The organism is Microcella sp., assembly GCF_019739195.1.
Lineage (GTDB): Bacteria > Actinomycetota > Actinomycetes > Actinomycetales > Microbacteriaceae > Microcella.
This window is the reverse complement of sequence record NZ_JAHHDS010000003.1, coordinates 1748292-1763587: the sequence shown is the minus strand read 5'-3', so window position 1 is coordinate 1763587 and position 15296 is coordinate 1748292. Positions and strand designations below refer to the sequence as shown.

Genomic DNA, 15296 nt, shown 5'->3' with positions numbered 1-15296 from the left:
GATGCTCGCCAAATGGAATGTCTTTCACATGTGAAATACAAGCTCAAGCCCAAAAGCTGAGGGCTTCCTGGCATGTCGGGCGAGATTCCAGGCTAATGTTTCAATATGGATGCAGTGGACCTTTTCAGTGCGCAGTGGATCGCGGAGCGCCCGGGACTTGATGTCGAACCTATTGAAGCATGGGGGCGCCTGAAGCGTTCAGCGCATCTCTTCGAGAAGGCGCTTTCGCAAGTCCTCGAGGAGTGCGACCTCAATATGTCGGAGTTTGAGGTGCTCTCGGCGCTTGTCCGCTTGGGCGCGCCGTACGAAACTCGCCCGACGGAACTCACCCGATCGCTCATCATTACGCCGGGGGCAGTCACCGCCCGTTTGTCGACACTCGAGCGCCGTGGGCTGATCGCGCGCCGCGCCCATCACGAAGACGGACGAGTTCAACTGGTATCCCTGTCTGCGAATGGTCTCAGACTCTTCGAACCCGCCTTCGATCGGATCGTAGACACGTGCTCGTCGATCCTCAACTCCCTCAGCGTCGAAGACAGACGTGACCTCCACTCCTCGATGAGAGGACTCATGTCAGTGCTCGACTCCTCCGCGCAACGGCGAAGTCAGAAGAGGCTCAGCGCCCCCAGCAGTTGATTACACCCGGTGGCGCCGAGCCAAGAGTCGCTTTCCGGTGTCGCGCAACAGGTGCCACAGCCCCAACAGGCCCGAAGGCCACACTGTGAGTACGACGACGAGTACGAGTCCAAGAATGAGCTTGTCGACGCTTCCGCCCAGACTGAATAGGTTCTGCTGGGTGATGATCAAAGCGACGCCAATGACTGGGCCGAGCAGCACTCGGCGTCCGACGATCGCGGCGGCCGTGAGCATGATGATGAGAAAGTACATCTCGAAGAGATCGGGACTCACATAGCTTCGGTAGTAGGCGTACAGCCACCCGGCAAGTGCGGGGGGAACCGAGGAAATCACGAGAAGCAGGAATCGGGCCCGCGACACGTTGACTCCCATGGTGGTCGCCAAGTCAGGGTTCATGTAGGCCATCAAGGAGGTACGTGCGAGCTTCGAATGGCGGAATCTCGAGATGCCGAGAATCACCAGCACCAGCACCACATAGACGACCGGCCACATGTCTTGAACCGAGTTAGTCGCGATTTGGATCGGTCCGATGCTGAGGTCGAGAAATGGCACGCCCACAACACCGTCGGAGCCGCCCACGAACTCCCAGTTGTGCGCGATGTTGCTCAGCACTACCGCGGCCGCGTAGGTCGACAGCGTGAAGATGAAGGCTCGGGACTTGTAGACCGCCCCTCCCAGCACTGCTGCGAGTGCGAGGCAGAGCACGATCGACGCTACTAGCGTCATCCAGCTGTTCCAGCCGAACCGAGTTGCGCTCGCCGCGGTCACGTAGGCACCAGCCGCCCAAAATGCGGTATGACCAAGACTGATGTCTCCGAGGTACGACAACAGCATGTCGACCCCGTAGACCATCAGCGCGAAGATCGCGATCACGACGAGCGTGTCATAGATCCGAATGCCCCCTCCCAGCGCCACAGGCAGAAAGAAGAAGGCGACGATCACCGCGGGCACTCCCGCCCACCTGATGACGCGCTCGCGAGTCGAGTATGGACGGATCCCCGGAATTGAGAACTGCGACGGGGGGGCGCCTGTTTGCTTGTTCATGGTCATTGCACCTGCACTCCTCGCGGACGAATGATGAATAGCAGCAATACGATCGCGAACAACACGCCAGTCGTGTAGGCGGGCGAAACGAGTGCGCCGAAGATCGATGTGAAGAGACCGACCCCGAGTGCCGCGAGCAGATTGCCCCAAATGCGGCCAACACCGCCGAGCACGACGATGACGAAGGTCAGCAAGACCTGTTCACCTCCGACGGTGGTGAACACTGGGCTGCGAGCGGTCAAGAGAGCCCCCGCGAGGGCAGCCAGAACCGTGGAGAAAGCGAACACCGTGATGTATACCTGAGCTGGGCGCAAACCGCCCAGCTCGGCCAACTTCGGGTCTTCCGCCACCGCCCGAATCACGCGCCCGAGCCTTGTACCTTGCACTACGAAATAGGTCACGGTGAAGAGCACGAGCGCCAGCACGACGACGATGATGTCCTGAACGCTGAGGCGCACACCCGCAACGTCGACATAGATCTCTTGGAACGGCGATATGACCCTCTGCGCGTTTCCGCCAAAAATCAGTGTCGCGAGCGAGGAGAGCACATAGCTGAATCCGAGCGTGACGATCATGATCCGCACGAGGTCGTGCTCGATCGTCATCCCGAGAATCACCCGCTGCATGAGCATTCCCACGAGACCCGCAACCACGAGGGCGACTACGAGACTCACGAGATACGGAGCACCGGTCATGGTCATGAACCACCAGGTGACGAACGCGCCAATCATGTAGAACTGCCCGTGCGCAAAGTTGACCACCCGTGCGGCACCGAGCAGCAGTGTCCAGCCGAGCGCGAGCAGCGCATACCCCGAGCCAATCACGACTCCGTTGATGATTTGAGCGATAGTGATCATGATTCGGTCCCGAGATAGGCGTCGATGAGGCGTGGGTCGTCCTTGAGTTCGTCCGGAGTCCCTCTCGTAAGCACCGAACCGCGCTCCAAGAGGATCAACTCGTCCGAGACACCGAGCACCGCAGTGACGTTCTGTTCAGACAGAAGGACACTCATGCCGGAGTCGACGAGGTTGCGTACGAACTGCAGAATCTCGACGATGACCTGAGGGGCCAGGCCGATCGAGGGCTCGTCAAGCATGAGCAGAGTCGGGTTGGCGATGAGCGCACGTCCGATTGCGAGCATCTGCCGCTGCCCTCCGGACAACGAACCCGCCTGCTGCTTCTTCCGTTCCGCAAGCCGAGGAAGGAGCTCGTAGATTTCTTCGAGGCTACGTTGCCCTTCGCGATGGCTCTCACGATGAAGTGTGAGGTTCTCCTCCACAGTGAGCGAATAGAAGATCGAATGCGACTCAGGCACCAGTGTCACGCCTGCGTTAGCGCGATACACCGTCGACCTCTTGCTGATGTCTTCCTCGCGCAGGAATACGTCACCGGTCTGGATCGCCTTGCCTCGCGACCATCCTGCTATCGCGCTGAGGAGGGTCGACTTGCCGGCCCCATTCGATCCCACCACGGTAATCAGACTTGCTTCAGGTATCTCAAGGTCGAGTGGCTGCAGCGCAACATTGCCGCCATAGCGAACCGTGAGCCCCTTCGTGGTCAAGATGGCGCTCATGCTGCCCGCCCCAAGTAGGCCTCGAGAACCTTCTCATTGGTGCGAATCTCGTGGGGGGTCCCTGCAGCGAGCATCGCGCCCCGATCGAGCACTACTATTCGGTCTGCCACCGACATGATCAGGTCCATATGGTGCTCGATCACAACGAGTGCGGTGCCTGTCTTCGCGATCCTCTGGAGCGTCTCGGCCAAGTCGCGCATATCAGACCCACCCACGCCGGCGGCTGGCTCATCGACCAGCAAAGCCTTAGCGCCAGAGCCGAATGCGAGGGCCACCGACAGCATTCGCTGCGTGCCGTAAGGAATCTCGCTGGGCAAGTTGCCGAAGAGCTCAGAAGGCACACCGAACTCGGTCAGAAGCTCTCCAGCCATCGCCAGACGACGCCGCGTCTGCCGGGTCTCTCTCCTCGGAAGAAGTACCGACGCCCAGAGCGGAGTGCCTTCATGCTGAAGTAGTGCACTCGAAGCGTTCTCAATCACGGAGAGCTCGTTGTAGAAGGCGTTCTGTTGAAATGTGCGTCGGAGCCCGAGTCGCGAGAGCCTGTCGGTCGGAACCCCAGTCACATCCTGACCATCGAGAAGAACAGCGCCGACGTGCTTGACACTGTTGGTGATCGCCGCCATGCAGGTGCTCTTTCCGGCGCCGTTGGGACCGATGATGCCGAGGATCTCTCCCGGAGCGACCGACCACGAGACATCGTCGAGAGCCACGAATCCCCCGTACTTCACGCCGAGCCCACGCACTTCCAAGGCGCCGTTCTCAATGACCGCCGCCGCCGCGACGGACTTGTCAGTGACCGCGGCCTGAACGTCCGTTTCACTGAGGCCGAGCGACTCGTCTTTCATGCTGCACCTGCCTTGATCTGCGCGAGGAGGAAGTCGGCTTGCGCCGGAACTCCGTCTGGGGTGAATGACCCGGCCTCGTCGTGAACCTTGTCCAAGTTCGCGATGAGATCGTCGACCGTCAGGCGAGTATTCACGTAGCCAGGTGTCTCGGAGATATTCACGAGAGCTACGCGCCCTCCTCCTGCGGCAATGGTCTGACCGGTCCACGGGCACTCGCGACTCACCATGAGTGCAACCACGGGGCTCACCAAGGCCGGGTCGAGCGCCTGAGCGAACTCCTCTTCCAGGGTGTCGTTCGACATGCGGGTGCGCGCCGCCGGCGAGAGTGAGTTGGCTTTGATCCCATCGCGTGCACCCTCTACCGCGAGAGTGCGAGCCAAGCCGACCATGCCCATCTTCGCGGCGGCGTAGTTTGCCTGACCGAAGTTGCCGTATAGCCCAGCGCCGGATGTCGTCATCACCACTCGCCCGTAACCTTGACTGCGGAAGTGCGGCCACGCCTTCTGGGTCACGAGGAACGATCCGACGAGATGCACCTCAAGCACTGCTCGCAACTCGTCCATGCTCATTTTTCCGAAGGTCCGGTCACGCAGAATTCCGGCGTTGTTCACCACTGCGTCGACACGTCCAAAGGTGTCGAGCGCTGTACGAACTAGCCGATCCGCACCCTCCTCGGTTGCGACTGAGTTCTCATCAGCAACTGCCTCACCGCCCGCCTCGACGATGAGCCTCACGACCTCGTCAGCCGGCCGTTCGCCGAGATCCTGCCCTTGCAGGCCGACTCCGACGTCGTTCACGACGACTCGCGCACCGAGTGAGCCGAGCAGCAGGGCGTGTTCACGGCCCATGCCAGCCCCCGCGCCCGTGACAATGACGACGTCTCCTCCGAGTTGCATCAGCTCTGCCCTTCCCTTGCGTGAGTGATGGTGCTAGTCCTTTTGGCTGCGGCGGGCACACCAAGGATGCGGCCCGCGAGGATATTGCGTTGAATCTCATCGGTGCCGCCGGCGATCCGGTACATCGGCGAGTTGAGCGCCTCATAGGCCCAGTGGTCACCCATTGGACCGTCGGTCACCATTCCCGCCGCTCCCTGCAGATCGAGACCGAGTCTTGTAGTGCGGCTGATGTGCCGACCGTGATGGATCTTCTTGACTGAGCTCTCCATCTCCGGGTCCCTTCCGTGTGCCAGCGCAGACTGCACTCTGGCATCGAGAAGATCGAGCATTCGCTCGCCGATGTACACATCGATGAGTTCTCGGCGGCGGTCGGACCCCGGCTGGTCGGGTGCCGCAAGCGCGAGCCCCCTGAGTTCGTCGAAAGACGGGCCCTTATGGCCGCCGCCCATAATGGCGCGTTCGTAAGTGAGCGTCGTAAGCACGACGCGCCAACCGTTTCCCACTGCGCCGAACTCGCTGCCGCCAGGAAGCCGAAGGTCGTCGAAGAACTCCTCGTTGAAGTGCGATGACCCGGTCATCTGCCGCAAGGGGCGAATGTCGATCCCTGGTAACGCCATATCCACGAAAAAGCAGGTGAGGCCTTTGTGCTTCGGCACCTCCGCATCAGTTCGAGCCAAGAGCATCGCCCATTGGCAGTAGGTGGCGCCCGAAGTCCAGACCTTCTGTCCGTTCACCACCCAGCCATCGCCATCTCGCACCGCTGTGGTGCGGACGCTGGCCAGATCAGAGCCGGCCAGCGGCTCACTGTAGAACTGGCACCAAATCTCCTCGCCGCGCAGCATCGGCGGCAGGAAACGTTGCTTCTGCTCTTCCGTAGCGTGCGCAATGATCGTCGGCCCGATCATGCGAATCGCCACGTCAAACACAGCGGTGGTCACTCCGAACTTCGACTGCTCCTCCGCGAAGATGATTTCTTCCGTGGTCGACAGCCCCTGTCCGCCGTACTCCTTCGGCCAACTCAAGCCTGCGAATCCCGCGTCGGCAAGCTTCGCCTGCCAGTCACGGGACTGACGAAGAAAGCGTTCCTCGGCCTCGCCTTCGAGCGCACCGTATCCGTGAGAGAAGTCCTCTGGTGAGCCTTTCTCGGGAGCGTTGGACTGAAGCCAAAGCCGAACACGCGCACGGAACGCGGCCTCTGCGGGGGTATCGGTGAGATTCACGAGTCTGCCCGCGGAGTGAAGAACGGCAGAGTGATATCGCCTGCCGATACGGGTTCGAGTTCGACCGGGAGGTCGATCCGAACGTCGTCGGGATCAATGCCCGTAAGGTTCGTCATCATGCGTGGTCCCTCTTCGAGTTCAACGATGGCCAGCGTGAAGGGCACCAGTGAGCGGAACGGCTCTGCCCCATGTGTCCTCACCACCGTGAAGGTGTGCACCGTGCCTTTTCCTGTGGCGGCAAACCACTCAACGCTGCCCCCGCACGTGGCGCAGAGTGAGCGCGGATAGAACTGTGCGATGCCACAAGCGGTGCACCGCTGCAGACGAAGTTCGCCGCGCGCAAGACCCTCCCAATACTCGGCGCTGTCAGAATCGGGCATCGGGAGAACCCGGTCGGACGCCCTCAATTCCACAGAGGTGTTCGCTTCCTTGCCCATCACGGTTGCCTCCCGAGGATCGCGACGCCGATATGGGACAGGATTCCTCCGCTGCCAGAAACGAGTGCGAGCTGCGCATTGGGAGTCTGCGCGTCGCCCGCATCGTGACGCAGCTGCCGGGTTGCCTCAATGATGAGGAAAATGCCGCGCATGCCGGGATGGCATGCGCTGAGGCCGCCCCCGTCGGTGTTAGTCGGCAATGCTCCACCGACCTTGAGCTTGCCGTCAGAGACCCAGGCCCCGCCCTCGCCCTTGGGGGCGAACCCGAGATCTTCCAGTTGGAGCAGGACGGTGATGGTGAAACTGTCGTAGATCTGCAGGGTGTCGATGTCGTCGCGGGTGACATCTGCAGCACGGAACACGTCGTCGGCCACCATCGCCGCGGCGGTTTGGGTGTAGTCGGGCATCTGCGCGATGTTGTAGTGCGTCGCGGCGTTCTTGGCAGCCAGCACGTAGACCGGCGTCGTCTTGAGATCGCGCGCGCGCTCGCCGCTCGTCATGATGACCGCACCTCCACCGTCTGACACCACACAACAATCCCAGCGATGCAACGGGTCAGCCAGCATGGGAGAAGCGAGTACTTCCTCCACGCTCAGCGGGTCTCGGTACATTGCATTCGGATTGAACTGAGCGTTGTAGCGCATTGCCACCGCGATTTCAGCGAGTTGGGCACTCGTCGTTCCGTACTCATACATGTGCCGCTGAGCCGCAAGCGCGTATGAACTGATGATCGAGCTGCCCCAGGGAGCTTCGAAAGCCGCAGCGTTTCCTTGCCGCCTCGGCCCGGACTGCGGCTGATCAAACAGGTACGTGGTTGGTGCGAGGCCTTTGGCGCCGAGCCCGCGCTTATGACGACTGCGTGCATCCGATCCGTAGACGATCAGTGCCACTTCGCACTCGCCGGCCGCGATCGCCAGAGCCGCGTGCTGGAGAAGTACCTCGAAGGCCGATCCGCCGGTGAAGGTACTGTCGAAGTATCGAGGCTGGATACCGAGATACTCAGCGAGGTTTTCTGCGTCTTCGAAGTGAGGAAGCGCGTCGCCGGCGCTGAAGAAGCCGTCCACGTCTGCTTTCGTGAGTCCGCTGTCGTCGAGGGCACGCCGGAATGCAAGTGCGGCGTGCTGCTCGCTCGTCATTCCGGGTGCCACGGGATAGTCGCTGAGTCCGATTCCGGCTATCGCGACTTCTCGCTGCAAGGCTCCGCGCATGAGGTCTCTCCTATCCCGCCGCTGGCGCGCCGATGGAAGCTTGTCCTGACGAAAGAACCTGACGTCCATCTGCGTCAGCCGCCGAGAACCGCGCCACCTGCCCGCTCCCACTGACCTCGACCACGATCGGATCCCCAGGAAACGCAACGCCCGTGAAGCGACAGCCGAGCCGGCGCAGCTGCGTCGGGTCACCTCCCCCGACCGCGCTCACAACCGCACGACCAGCGAGCGCGAGCGAGCACATGCCGTGCAGTATCACGCCGGGGAGCCCGATCGCCTTCGCTGCGTCATCGTCGAGGTGTATCGGGGAGTCGTCTCCCGATGCAGACGCGTACCGCGCGGGGAGGCCGAGGTCCGTCGGCATCTCGACGACCTGGGTTCGGGACGAGCGAAAAGCCGCCGGATTCGTTGGCAGTTCTCCAACGCCCGCGTTCGCGATGACGCCGATCACGAAGGCAGTGCTGACCTGGTGAACGAGAAGTTCACCCTGAGTCGAACGGGACTCCGCCTCGATAGCCACCACTGACCCCTTGGATGTCGGCTTGACGCCGACGAGGCGGGCGCGCGTCTGAAGTATGTCTCCGGGGCGGAGCGGCCGAGGGGAAGTGATCACGTGTTCGCCATGCACTTGTCGCCCATGGCCGGATGGCGGAATCACCGCGTTGAACTGGTCAACGATGTGACGCCAGGACGGAACGACGCCGTACATCAAGGGCGATACTTCTCCGCGGAGCATACGCTCGTCGGTCTCACCAATCGCCTCTGAGTACGCGACGATGGCTTCATGGCGCACGACGGATTCGGCCTCGGGAGTCCACCGACTCACAAGTCCAATCTCGAAGTCATCATTGACCAGCATCTGCGCCATTGTTGTGACTGTACGGGATTAGTCCAGAGATTTCAATATTGAATCAAACTGGTGTCATTGCGCATTCTGCCCCTAGGTGGCAGTGTCGCTCATCTACTTCAATGCTGTAGCATATGACAAGCGGCAGCGACGGCGCGCTCGCCCCGCACGACGAATCGGGAGCACTATGGATTTCGACGAGACCGAAGATCAGCGAGATCTGCGTGAGATGGTCCGCGAGTTCCTGGACCGTCGCTGGAGCGAGTCTGAGGTGCGCCGCCAGATGGCGACCGAACGTGGTTACAGCGATGCCATCTGGAAACAGGTTGTCGACCTGGGACTCCCCGGCGTGCTCGTACCTGAAGAACACGGCGGGCTCGGGCTCGGCATCGTCGAGGCGGGCATCGTGCTCGAGGAGTTCGGCCGTACCCTGTTCACCACTCCGTTTCTCGCCAGTTCAGTTGGCGCGACAAGCGCAGTTCTGGCCGCGGGAGACATGGAGCGCGTCGAGGCGCTCGCCTCCGGCGCACACCTGGCGACACTGGCGACCGTCGAGGCCGATGGCGACTGGCGCGCATCATCGGTTGAGACGACTGCCACCGCGAACAGGGATGAGGTTCGCCTCACCGGAGAGAAGCACTTCGTCGTCGATGGCCTTGCCGCCGACGAGTTCTTGGTGACGGCACGAGACGATTCCGGTGTGAGCTTGTACGCAGTCTCGAGCAGCGCCAGCGGCGTGACAGTGAGCCCTTCAGAGACTCTTGACCAAACTCGCAAGCTCACGCGCGTCACCTTGAGAGATGTACCCGGCGAGAGAGTGGGCAGTGCAGGTGACGGGGCACGAATCGTCAACGAATCTTTGGCGTTCTGTGCGCTCGCACTTGCAGCCGAGCAGATCGGAGCCGCGCAACGATGCCTAGGAGCCGCGGTCGGCTACGCCAATGTTCGGGAGCAGTTCGGGCAGCTCATCGCCGAGTTCCAAGCCGTGCAACACCGCTGCGCCGACATTCTCGTCGAGATCGAGAATGCTCGAAGCGTACTGCTCTATGCGCTCGGGGCGACGGAATCGCGCATAGAGGGCTGGCAAGACGCGATTTCCGTTGCGAAAGTGGCATGCTCCGACGCGCTCAACTACGCGGCAGCGGAGAACCTCCACCTTCACGGAGGCAACGGATTCACCTGGGAATACCCGGAGCACCTTTACTTCAGGCGAGCTCGTTCCGCTGATTTGCTCTACGGCTCGCCCGCTTTCCACCGCGCATTGCTCGCCGAGTCGCTCGGTCTGTGATGGCGGATTTGACGACGACACCGTCGGGCTGGCGGATGCTTGCGGAGGGCTACGGATTCGTCGAGGGGCCTGTTGCCCGCGGCAACCTCGTGGATTTCGTGTCAGTGAACCGTGGAGTGGTGTACCGCGCTGCTCTTGACGGAACCGGGGCGACCAAGCTCCGCGAACTCGGAGGCGGCCCAAACGGGGCAGCGGCCGACGCGTCCGGGCTCTGGGTCGTCAACAACGGTGGCCGCGTGATGGACGGTAAGTCGGAAATCACCACCGATCCGGGAATCCAGAGAATCGGTCTCGACGGATCGGTCAGCGCGTGGCTACGTTCAGATCTGCACGCCCCGAACGACTGTGCCTTCGGTCCTGATGGTCGACTCTGGTTCACTGATCCATACGGTCGGCTGCTCCCGCCGGTCGACGGCCCACAAGGTCGAGTGTGGGCTTTCAACCCCTCTGACGGCGAGTTCGAGTTGATTGCAGAAGGCCTGCCACACCCGAACGGCCTCGCGTTCAGCGCAGATGGTTCGGAACTCTACGTCACAGACACCAAGGATTGCTCCGTCGTGGCGTTCGATGTCGACGGCGCAGGCGTACGCCGCGGTCGTGAGGTCTCCGTGCTACCCCACGGACAACCTGACGGCATGGCATTCGACCTCGAAGGCCGACTCTGGATCGCCGCCACCACATCCGAAGGTATCTGCGTGCTTGAGACAGACGGGTCTTGGAGCTTCATCGACCTCGGCGACTCGTTCCCCACGAATCTGTGTTTCGCCGGAGATGAGCTCACCACGTTGGTGGTGACTGCGGCACGCGGAGGCCGGGTTATTGCGCGAGACGCGGTCGCCCCGGGCGTGCCACTCTTCGGCGCGCCCTAGTCCTCTTGACCGCGCGGACGATTGACGAATGCTTCCGCGCCCTTGCGGGCATCTGGGGTGTCACCGTACATTGCCGTCACCGACTTCCACAGCGGTGAGGCGACAGCCGACGGCAGGTCGCCCAGTCCGCTGTCAAGCCCGCGCTTCAGCCCGGCCACAACAGTCGGAGAGAACGCGGCGATGATGCTGGCCATCGCGTAAGCCTCATCGAGCAAGCTGTTCGGCCCCACGACGCGACTGACGAGGCCGTAGTGCAGGGCTTCCTGAGCGTCTAGTCTGCGACCGGTGAAAACCATGTCCAGTGCAACCGCCGCCGGCACCCCGATGCGTCGCAGATACAGCGGACTCTCGGTTGCCCTGCCCACCTTTGCCTGCGGACTGCCGAAGATGGCGCTCGTCGCCGCTATCCTCAGGTCGCACTCAGCCGCCATCTTGAGACCCGCACCCATGCAGTATCCGTCGATCGCCGCAATAACTGGCTTACCCGGGGGGGTATCGACGGGATAGCCTGTACGACCACCGAGCTCCCAGTCAGGACCCGTCTGAGCTTGTTGGTACGCTTCGGCGGTTTCTTTCATGTCGCGACCAGAACTGAAGGATGAACCAGGGACTCCTGCGATGACGGCGACTTTCACCTCATCGTCTTCGCGGACTCGATCCCAGAAACCGGCGAGCGCCGCGCGAAGTTCGCTGTCGAGGGCGTTGTGCACCCTCGGGCGATTCATCAGTCCAGTGAGAACGCCCTCACGCAGATGGGTTGAGAAGGTGTTCATGAGCTCGCCGGGAGGCCGAGAATCTCACGTGCTTGCGACGGGGTTGCGACCTCTCGCCCGAATGTCTTCGCAAGTCCGGCGAGACGCTCGACGAGCTGCTTGTTTGTCGCCAAGACGCCCTTTTCGTAGTACCAGTTGTCTTCTAGACCCGTGCGCGCATGACCACCCATGAGGATGGCCAGCACATCCATCGGCAACTGGTGCCGGCCGATTCCCGCCACAGACCAAATCGCACCCTTCGGCAGACTCTCGACCAAGTGCACGAGATGCTTCGCCGTCGCCGGGGCTCCCCCATTCACGCCGAGAACGAACTGCATGTACAAGGGGTCATCAATCAATCCCTCTTCGGCGTATCGCACAGCGTTGCCGATCTGTCCGGTGTCGAAGATTTCGATCTCCGGCTTCACTCCGTGCTGCTGCATCTTCTTCGCCAGCTCCCGAAGGAACTCGGGCTTGTTGTAGAACACGTGCTCGTTGAAGTTCATCGTTCCTGCGTCATAGGAAGCGATGTCGGGCGACAGGGTAAGGGGCGAGAATCGCGTCTCCCAATCGTCGACGTTGGAGCCAGTGAAACTGGTCGTGAGATTGATCAGTATGTCGCTGTCGTGCTCCTTGATGTAGTCGACCGCACGCTTGAAGTACTGAACGTCGCCCGAATGCACGCCGTTGTCGTCCTTGGCGTGAATGTGCACGATCGACGCGCCTGCTTGCCAGACCTCGATCGCCATCCTTCCGATGTCTTCCGGGTCTTTCGGAAGGTTTGGCATGGCATCTTTATTGAGCGAGCCCGAGATTGCAGCATTGATGATGAGCGGTTGCATGGGTGTCCCCTATCGATGAAGCTGGATGTCGAGTTCGCCTTTACGCACGTGAACCGACTGTGCGCGAGATGCCGCGGCGTCGCGAAGGGCAAGGATGAGCGGATGCTCGTCGCGCTTCGGATACGCAGTCTGCACGGGCCCAGCCGCGATCATCGCATCGACCGCAGGACCGGGAACGAGAATGCGCAACAGCAGTTCCTCGTCAGTGAGGTGGATTCCGTGCTGCTGACGAAGCTCCTTGAGACTCGGCTGAGGCAACTCCCAAGCGGCAAGCTCTTTCGCTCTCTTGTGGCCGAGAATCTTGTCTCGCGCGTTCTCGTCCATCGGCGCTGGCGGGGTACCAAAGCGGCCTAGCGCGTACAAGATGACTTCATCGGTGACGAGTCCGTAGCGTTCACCGGTTGTGATGTTGAGCACGGACTGTGTGCCGATGAACTGCGAGAATGGCGTCGCCATGACCGGATAGCCAAACTCCGCGCGCACCCGCGCCCCTTCGTCGAGCACTTCCTGAAGCCGATGCTCCATTCCGTGAGTGCTGAGCTGAGCCCTCAGTGTGCCCATCATGCCGCCCGGCATCTGCTCGGTGAATGTCTTTACGCGGAACTCCTCGACAGCTCCGAGCCGGTATCCCTCGCGCTTGCCGACGTATTCAAAGTGTTCAGAGATGCGATCGATCGCCGTGAGGTCTAGGCGCGTTGTGTGGCCGAGTTCCGTCACGTTCTCATGCATAACTTCTGTCGAGGGAAGCGAGGAACCGTTAGCCAGTGGACGCGAAGCCGTGTGAATTCTCGTGATGCCGAGTTCGATTCCCATCAAGTAGATAAGCGGGGCTAGGCCGGTGGTGTTGTGAACATGCAGCTCGATCGGAACACCGTTCGCCGCTTCGATGATGGCTGGCAGAAGAGTCCGAGCGCGATCGGGAGTGAGCACACCGGCCTCGTCAGCCAGCATGATCGCATCGGTGTGCCTCCAACTGGCAAACTCACGGATCTTGTCGGCGAAGAACTCGTCTGTGTGAACAGGGCTCTCCGCATACGTCGCGGTCGGGACCGACTCCGCACCCAAGCTCGAGACGACCTCGCCTAGGCGCTCCATCTTGTCGATGTTGTAGAGGCAGTCGAAGAACCAGAAGCTGTTGATGCCGTGTTTCATCATGACGCTGACCGAGAGATCAATCACGGAGTAGGGCTGCAGGCTGAAGTTGGCCGTGTCGGGTCGCATGCCCGCGCGCAACACCATGCCGGGCATTCGACTCGTCACTAAGTCGAGTCCCTCGTATGGGTTCTCTTTGAAGTCGCGCACGAGCAGCGACTGAATCGTCGTGCCGGTCAGCTCGGCGGAGAGGAAGCCCGCTTTGGGGAACTCGTCGGCAACGGGCAAGATATGCGCCGCGCGCATCTTCATTCCCCACAGACTCTGTTGTCCGTCTCGCAGGGTCTGATCAAGAAACTCGATCTCAGCCATGTGAGCCCCCATCTGACCACTTAGGCATAAAGTCCGCTTCGAGCCAACGGGTCGTGACTCCCATTGCCGCGAATGCCGGATCAGTCACTACGGCTTCGAGAAGCGAAAGGTTCGTGCTGATTCCGTCAACCCGCACTCGCTGAAGGGCGCGAGAAGTCGTCGCGATCGCCTCTTCACGATTCGCGCCGCGCACGATGATCTTGGCCAACAGCGAGTCGTAGTACGGAGGCACGATGTAGCCGGGGAACAAATGGGTGTCAACCCGAACATCGGTGCCCTGTGGAGCGACCCACTCGGTCACGCGCCCCGGCGTGGGCATGAAGTCCCGGGCGGGGTCTTCTGACGTCAGGCGACACTCGATAGCGTGACCTCTCACCACGATGTCTTCTTGGTCAGGCAGTTCCGCTCCTTGGGCAAGACGCAACTGCTGACGAACGATGTCGATCCCAGTGACCATCTCGGTCACCGGATGCTCAACCTGCACCCGGGTGTTGATCTCCAGGAAGAAGTAGTCGCCGCGCACGACATCGACGAGGAATTCCACGGTACCGGCGCCGAGGTAGTTCAATTCGCGCCCCAGCGCTACAGCGCTGGCGTGAAGCCCGTTGCGCAGCTCGTCGCTCAGGCCGAACGCAGGTGCTTCCTCAACGATCTTCTGATAGCGACGCTGAACGGAGCAGTCACGTTCTCCGAGATGGATCACACCGCCTCGCCCGTCGCCCAATATCTGCACTTCGACATGTCGGCCACGCTCGACAAATCGCTCGACGAACACCCGCCCGTCGCCGAATGCCTCCTGCGCTTCTCTGCCGCCCTGCTCGATTGCGCTCAGAAGGGCGGCTTCATCAGCGACGAGACGCATGCCGCGTCCTCCGCCCCCGGCCGATGCCTTGATAAGCACCGGGTAACCGATCGCACGCACGTGTTCCAGCAGTCCCTCTGCATCGGAGGACGGCTCGACGCCTTCGGCCACTGGGATACCGAGTGACTTTGCGAGGGTGCGAGCGGTGGACTTGTCACCGCCCCTTCGCAAGCTATCGACAGAGGGACCGACCCATGTGAGCCCGTTCTCGTCACAAGCGAGCGCCAGCTCTGGGCGCTCGCTCAAAAAACCGTATCCGGGGTGAACTGCGTCGCAGCCAGTCGCGATAGCCGCATTGACGACAGCTTCGACAGAGAGGTAGCTCGCACTGGCTTGAGCTGGTCCGATCACGACCGCGCGGTCAGCCATTTTGGCCGCGAGCGAGTCGCGATCGGCATCGCTGATGACGGCGACGGTCTCGATTCCTTCGTCGAACGCCGCACGGATGATTCGCACAGCGATCTCGCCGCGGTTGGCCACAAGTAGGCGATGGATGGGGGTCATTACTGAGTC

At 61.5% G+C, this 15296-nt stretch carries 16 protein-coding genes; 3 read left to right on the top strand and 13 right to left on the bottom strand.

The window, feature by feature from the left end; all coding sequences use genetic code 11:
* Positions 1-105 precede the first annotated feature (105 nt).
* Positions 106-636 carry a MarR family winged helix-turn-helix transcriptional regulator gene (locus KL788_RS10345; protein WP_293171058.1) on the top strand — a complete coding sequence of 177 codons (531 nt, stop codon included), beginning with the start codon at positions 106-108 and terminating at the stop codon, positions 634-636.
* On the opposite strand, the gene KL788_RS10340 is transcribed toward KL788_RS10345, so the two are convergent.
* From KL788_RS10340 to KL788_RS10300, 9 genes are read right to left on the bottom strand one after another with little or no spacing between them, the layout of a single operon-like run.
* Positions 637-1686, bottom strand: coding sequence for a branched-chain amino acid ABC transporter permease (locus KL788_RS10340; RefSeq protein ID WP_293171055.1), 1050 nt, complete (start codon positions 1684-1686; stop codon positions 637-639).
* A complete protein-coding gene (locus KL788_RS10335) occupies positions 1683-2537 on the bottom strand; it encodes a branched-chain amino acid ABC transporter permease (RefSeq protein WP_293171052.1) in 855 nt (284 codons plus the stop codon). The genes KL788_RS10340 and KL788_RS10335 overlap by 4 nt, the downstream gene beginning before the upstream one ends.
* Entirely contained in the window at positions 2534-3253 is a 720-nt protein-coding gene (locus tag KL788_RS10330; RefSeq protein WP_293171049.1) for an ABC transporter ATP-binding protein, read from the bottom strand. Before KL788_RS10330 ends, KL788_RS10335 begins: the two co-directional genes overlap by 4 nt.
* Positions 3250-4098 carry an ABC transporter ATP-binding protein gene (locus KL788_RS10325; protein WP_293171046.1) on the bottom strand — a complete coding sequence of 283 codons (849 nt, stop codon included), beginning with the start codon at positions 4096-4098 and terminating at the stop codon, positions 3250-3252. The genes KL788_RS10330 and KL788_RS10325 overlap by 4 nt, the downstream gene beginning before the upstream one ends.
* Entirely contained in the window at positions 4095-4994 is a 900-nt protein-coding gene (locus tag KL788_RS10320) for an SDR family NAD(P)-dependent oxidoreductase (RefSeq protein ID WP_293171043.1), read from the bottom strand. The genes KL788_RS10325 and KL788_RS10320 overlap by 4 nt, the downstream gene beginning before the upstream one ends.
* Positions 4994-6214 carry an acyl-CoA dehydrogenase family protein gene (locus KL788_RS10315; RefSeq protein ID WP_293171040.1) on the bottom strand — a complete coding sequence of 407 codons (1221 nt, stop codon included), beginning with the start codon at positions 6212-6214 and terminating at the stop codon, positions 4994-4996. The genes KL788_RS10320 and KL788_RS10315 overlap by 1 nt, the downstream gene beginning before the upstream one ends.
* The gene (locus KL788_RS10310) at positions 6211-6651 is read right to left on the bottom strand and encodes a Zn-ribbon domain-containing OB-fold protein (RefSeq protein WP_293171037.1); all 441 of its coding nucleotides are present in this window, start codon (positions 6649-6651) and stop codon (positions 6211-6213) included. The genes KL788_RS10315 and KL788_RS10310 overlap by 4 nt, the downstream gene beginning before the upstream one ends.
* On the bottom strand, positions 6651-7859 hold the full coding sequence (locus tag KL788_RS10305) for an acetyl-CoA acetyltransferase (RefSeq protein ID WP_293171034.1): 1209 nt from the start codon (positions 7857-7859) through the stop codon (positions 6651-6653). Before KL788_RS10305 ends, KL788_RS10310 begins: the two co-directional genes overlap by 1 nt.
* Before the next feature lie 10 nt (positions 7860-7869).
* Positions 7870-8727, bottom strand: coding sequence for a MaoC/PaaZ C-terminal domain-containing protein (locus tag KL788_RS10300; RefSeq protein WP_293171032.1), 858 nt, complete (start codon positions 8725-8727; stop codon positions 7870-7872).
* 76 nt (positions 8728-8803) lie between these two features.
* Here KL788_RS10300 and KL788_RS10295 point away from each other — a divergent pair, with 76 nt between their 5' ends.
* Together KL788_RS10295 and KL788_RS10290 are read left to right on the top strand one after the other, a co-directional pair.
* The gene (locus KL788_RS10295; protein WP_293171030.1) at positions 8804-9994 is read left to right on the top strand and encodes an acyl-CoA dehydrogenase family protein; all 1191 of its coding nucleotides are present in this window, start codon (positions 8804-8806) and stop codon (positions 9992-9994) included.
* On the top strand, positions 9994-10863 hold the full coding sequence (locus KL788_RS10290; RefSeq protein ID WP_293171028.1) for an SMP-30/gluconolactonase/LRE family protein: 870 nt from the start codon (positions 9994-9996) through the stop codon (positions 10861-10863). Before KL788_RS10295 ends, KL788_RS10290 begins: the two co-directional genes overlap by 1 nt.
* Here KL788_RS10290 and KL788_RS10285 read toward each other — a convergent pair.
* Genes KL788_RS10285 through KL788_RS10270 form a run of 4 tightly spaced genes read right to left on the bottom strand, consistent with a single transcriptional unit; the run spans position 10860 to position 15287 of the window.
* Positions 10860-11636 carry an enoyl-CoA hydratase/isomerase family protein gene (locus KL788_RS10285; RefSeq protein WP_293171026.1) on the bottom strand — a complete coding sequence of 259 codons (777 nt, stop codon included), beginning with the start codon at positions 11634-11636 and terminating at the stop codon, positions 10860-10862. The genes KL788_RS10290 and KL788_RS10285 overlap by 4 nt on opposite strands.
* Entirely contained in the window at positions 11633-12457 is an 825-nt protein-coding gene (locus KL788_RS10280) for a 3-keto-5-aminohexanoate cleavage protein (RefSeq protein ID WP_293171024.1), read from the bottom strand. Before KL788_RS10280 ends, KL788_RS10285 begins: the two co-directional genes overlap by 4 nt.
* Positions 12458-12466: 9 nt before the next feature.
* Positions 12467-13921: a hypothetical protein gene (locus tag KL788_RS10275; protein ID WP_293171022.1), complete on the bottom strand. Its 1455-nt coding sequence runs from the start codon at positions 13919-13921 to the stop codon at positions 12467-12469.
* Positions 13914-15287 carry an acetyl-CoA carboxylase biotin carboxylase subunit gene (locus KL788_RS10270; RefSeq protein WP_293171020.1) on the bottom strand — a complete coding sequence of 458 codons (1374 nt, stop codon included), beginning with the start codon at positions 15285-15287 and terminating at the stop codon, positions 13914-13916. Before KL788_RS10270 ends, KL788_RS10275 begins: the two co-directional genes overlap by 8 nt.
* Positions 15288-15296 lie beyond the last annotated feature (9 nt).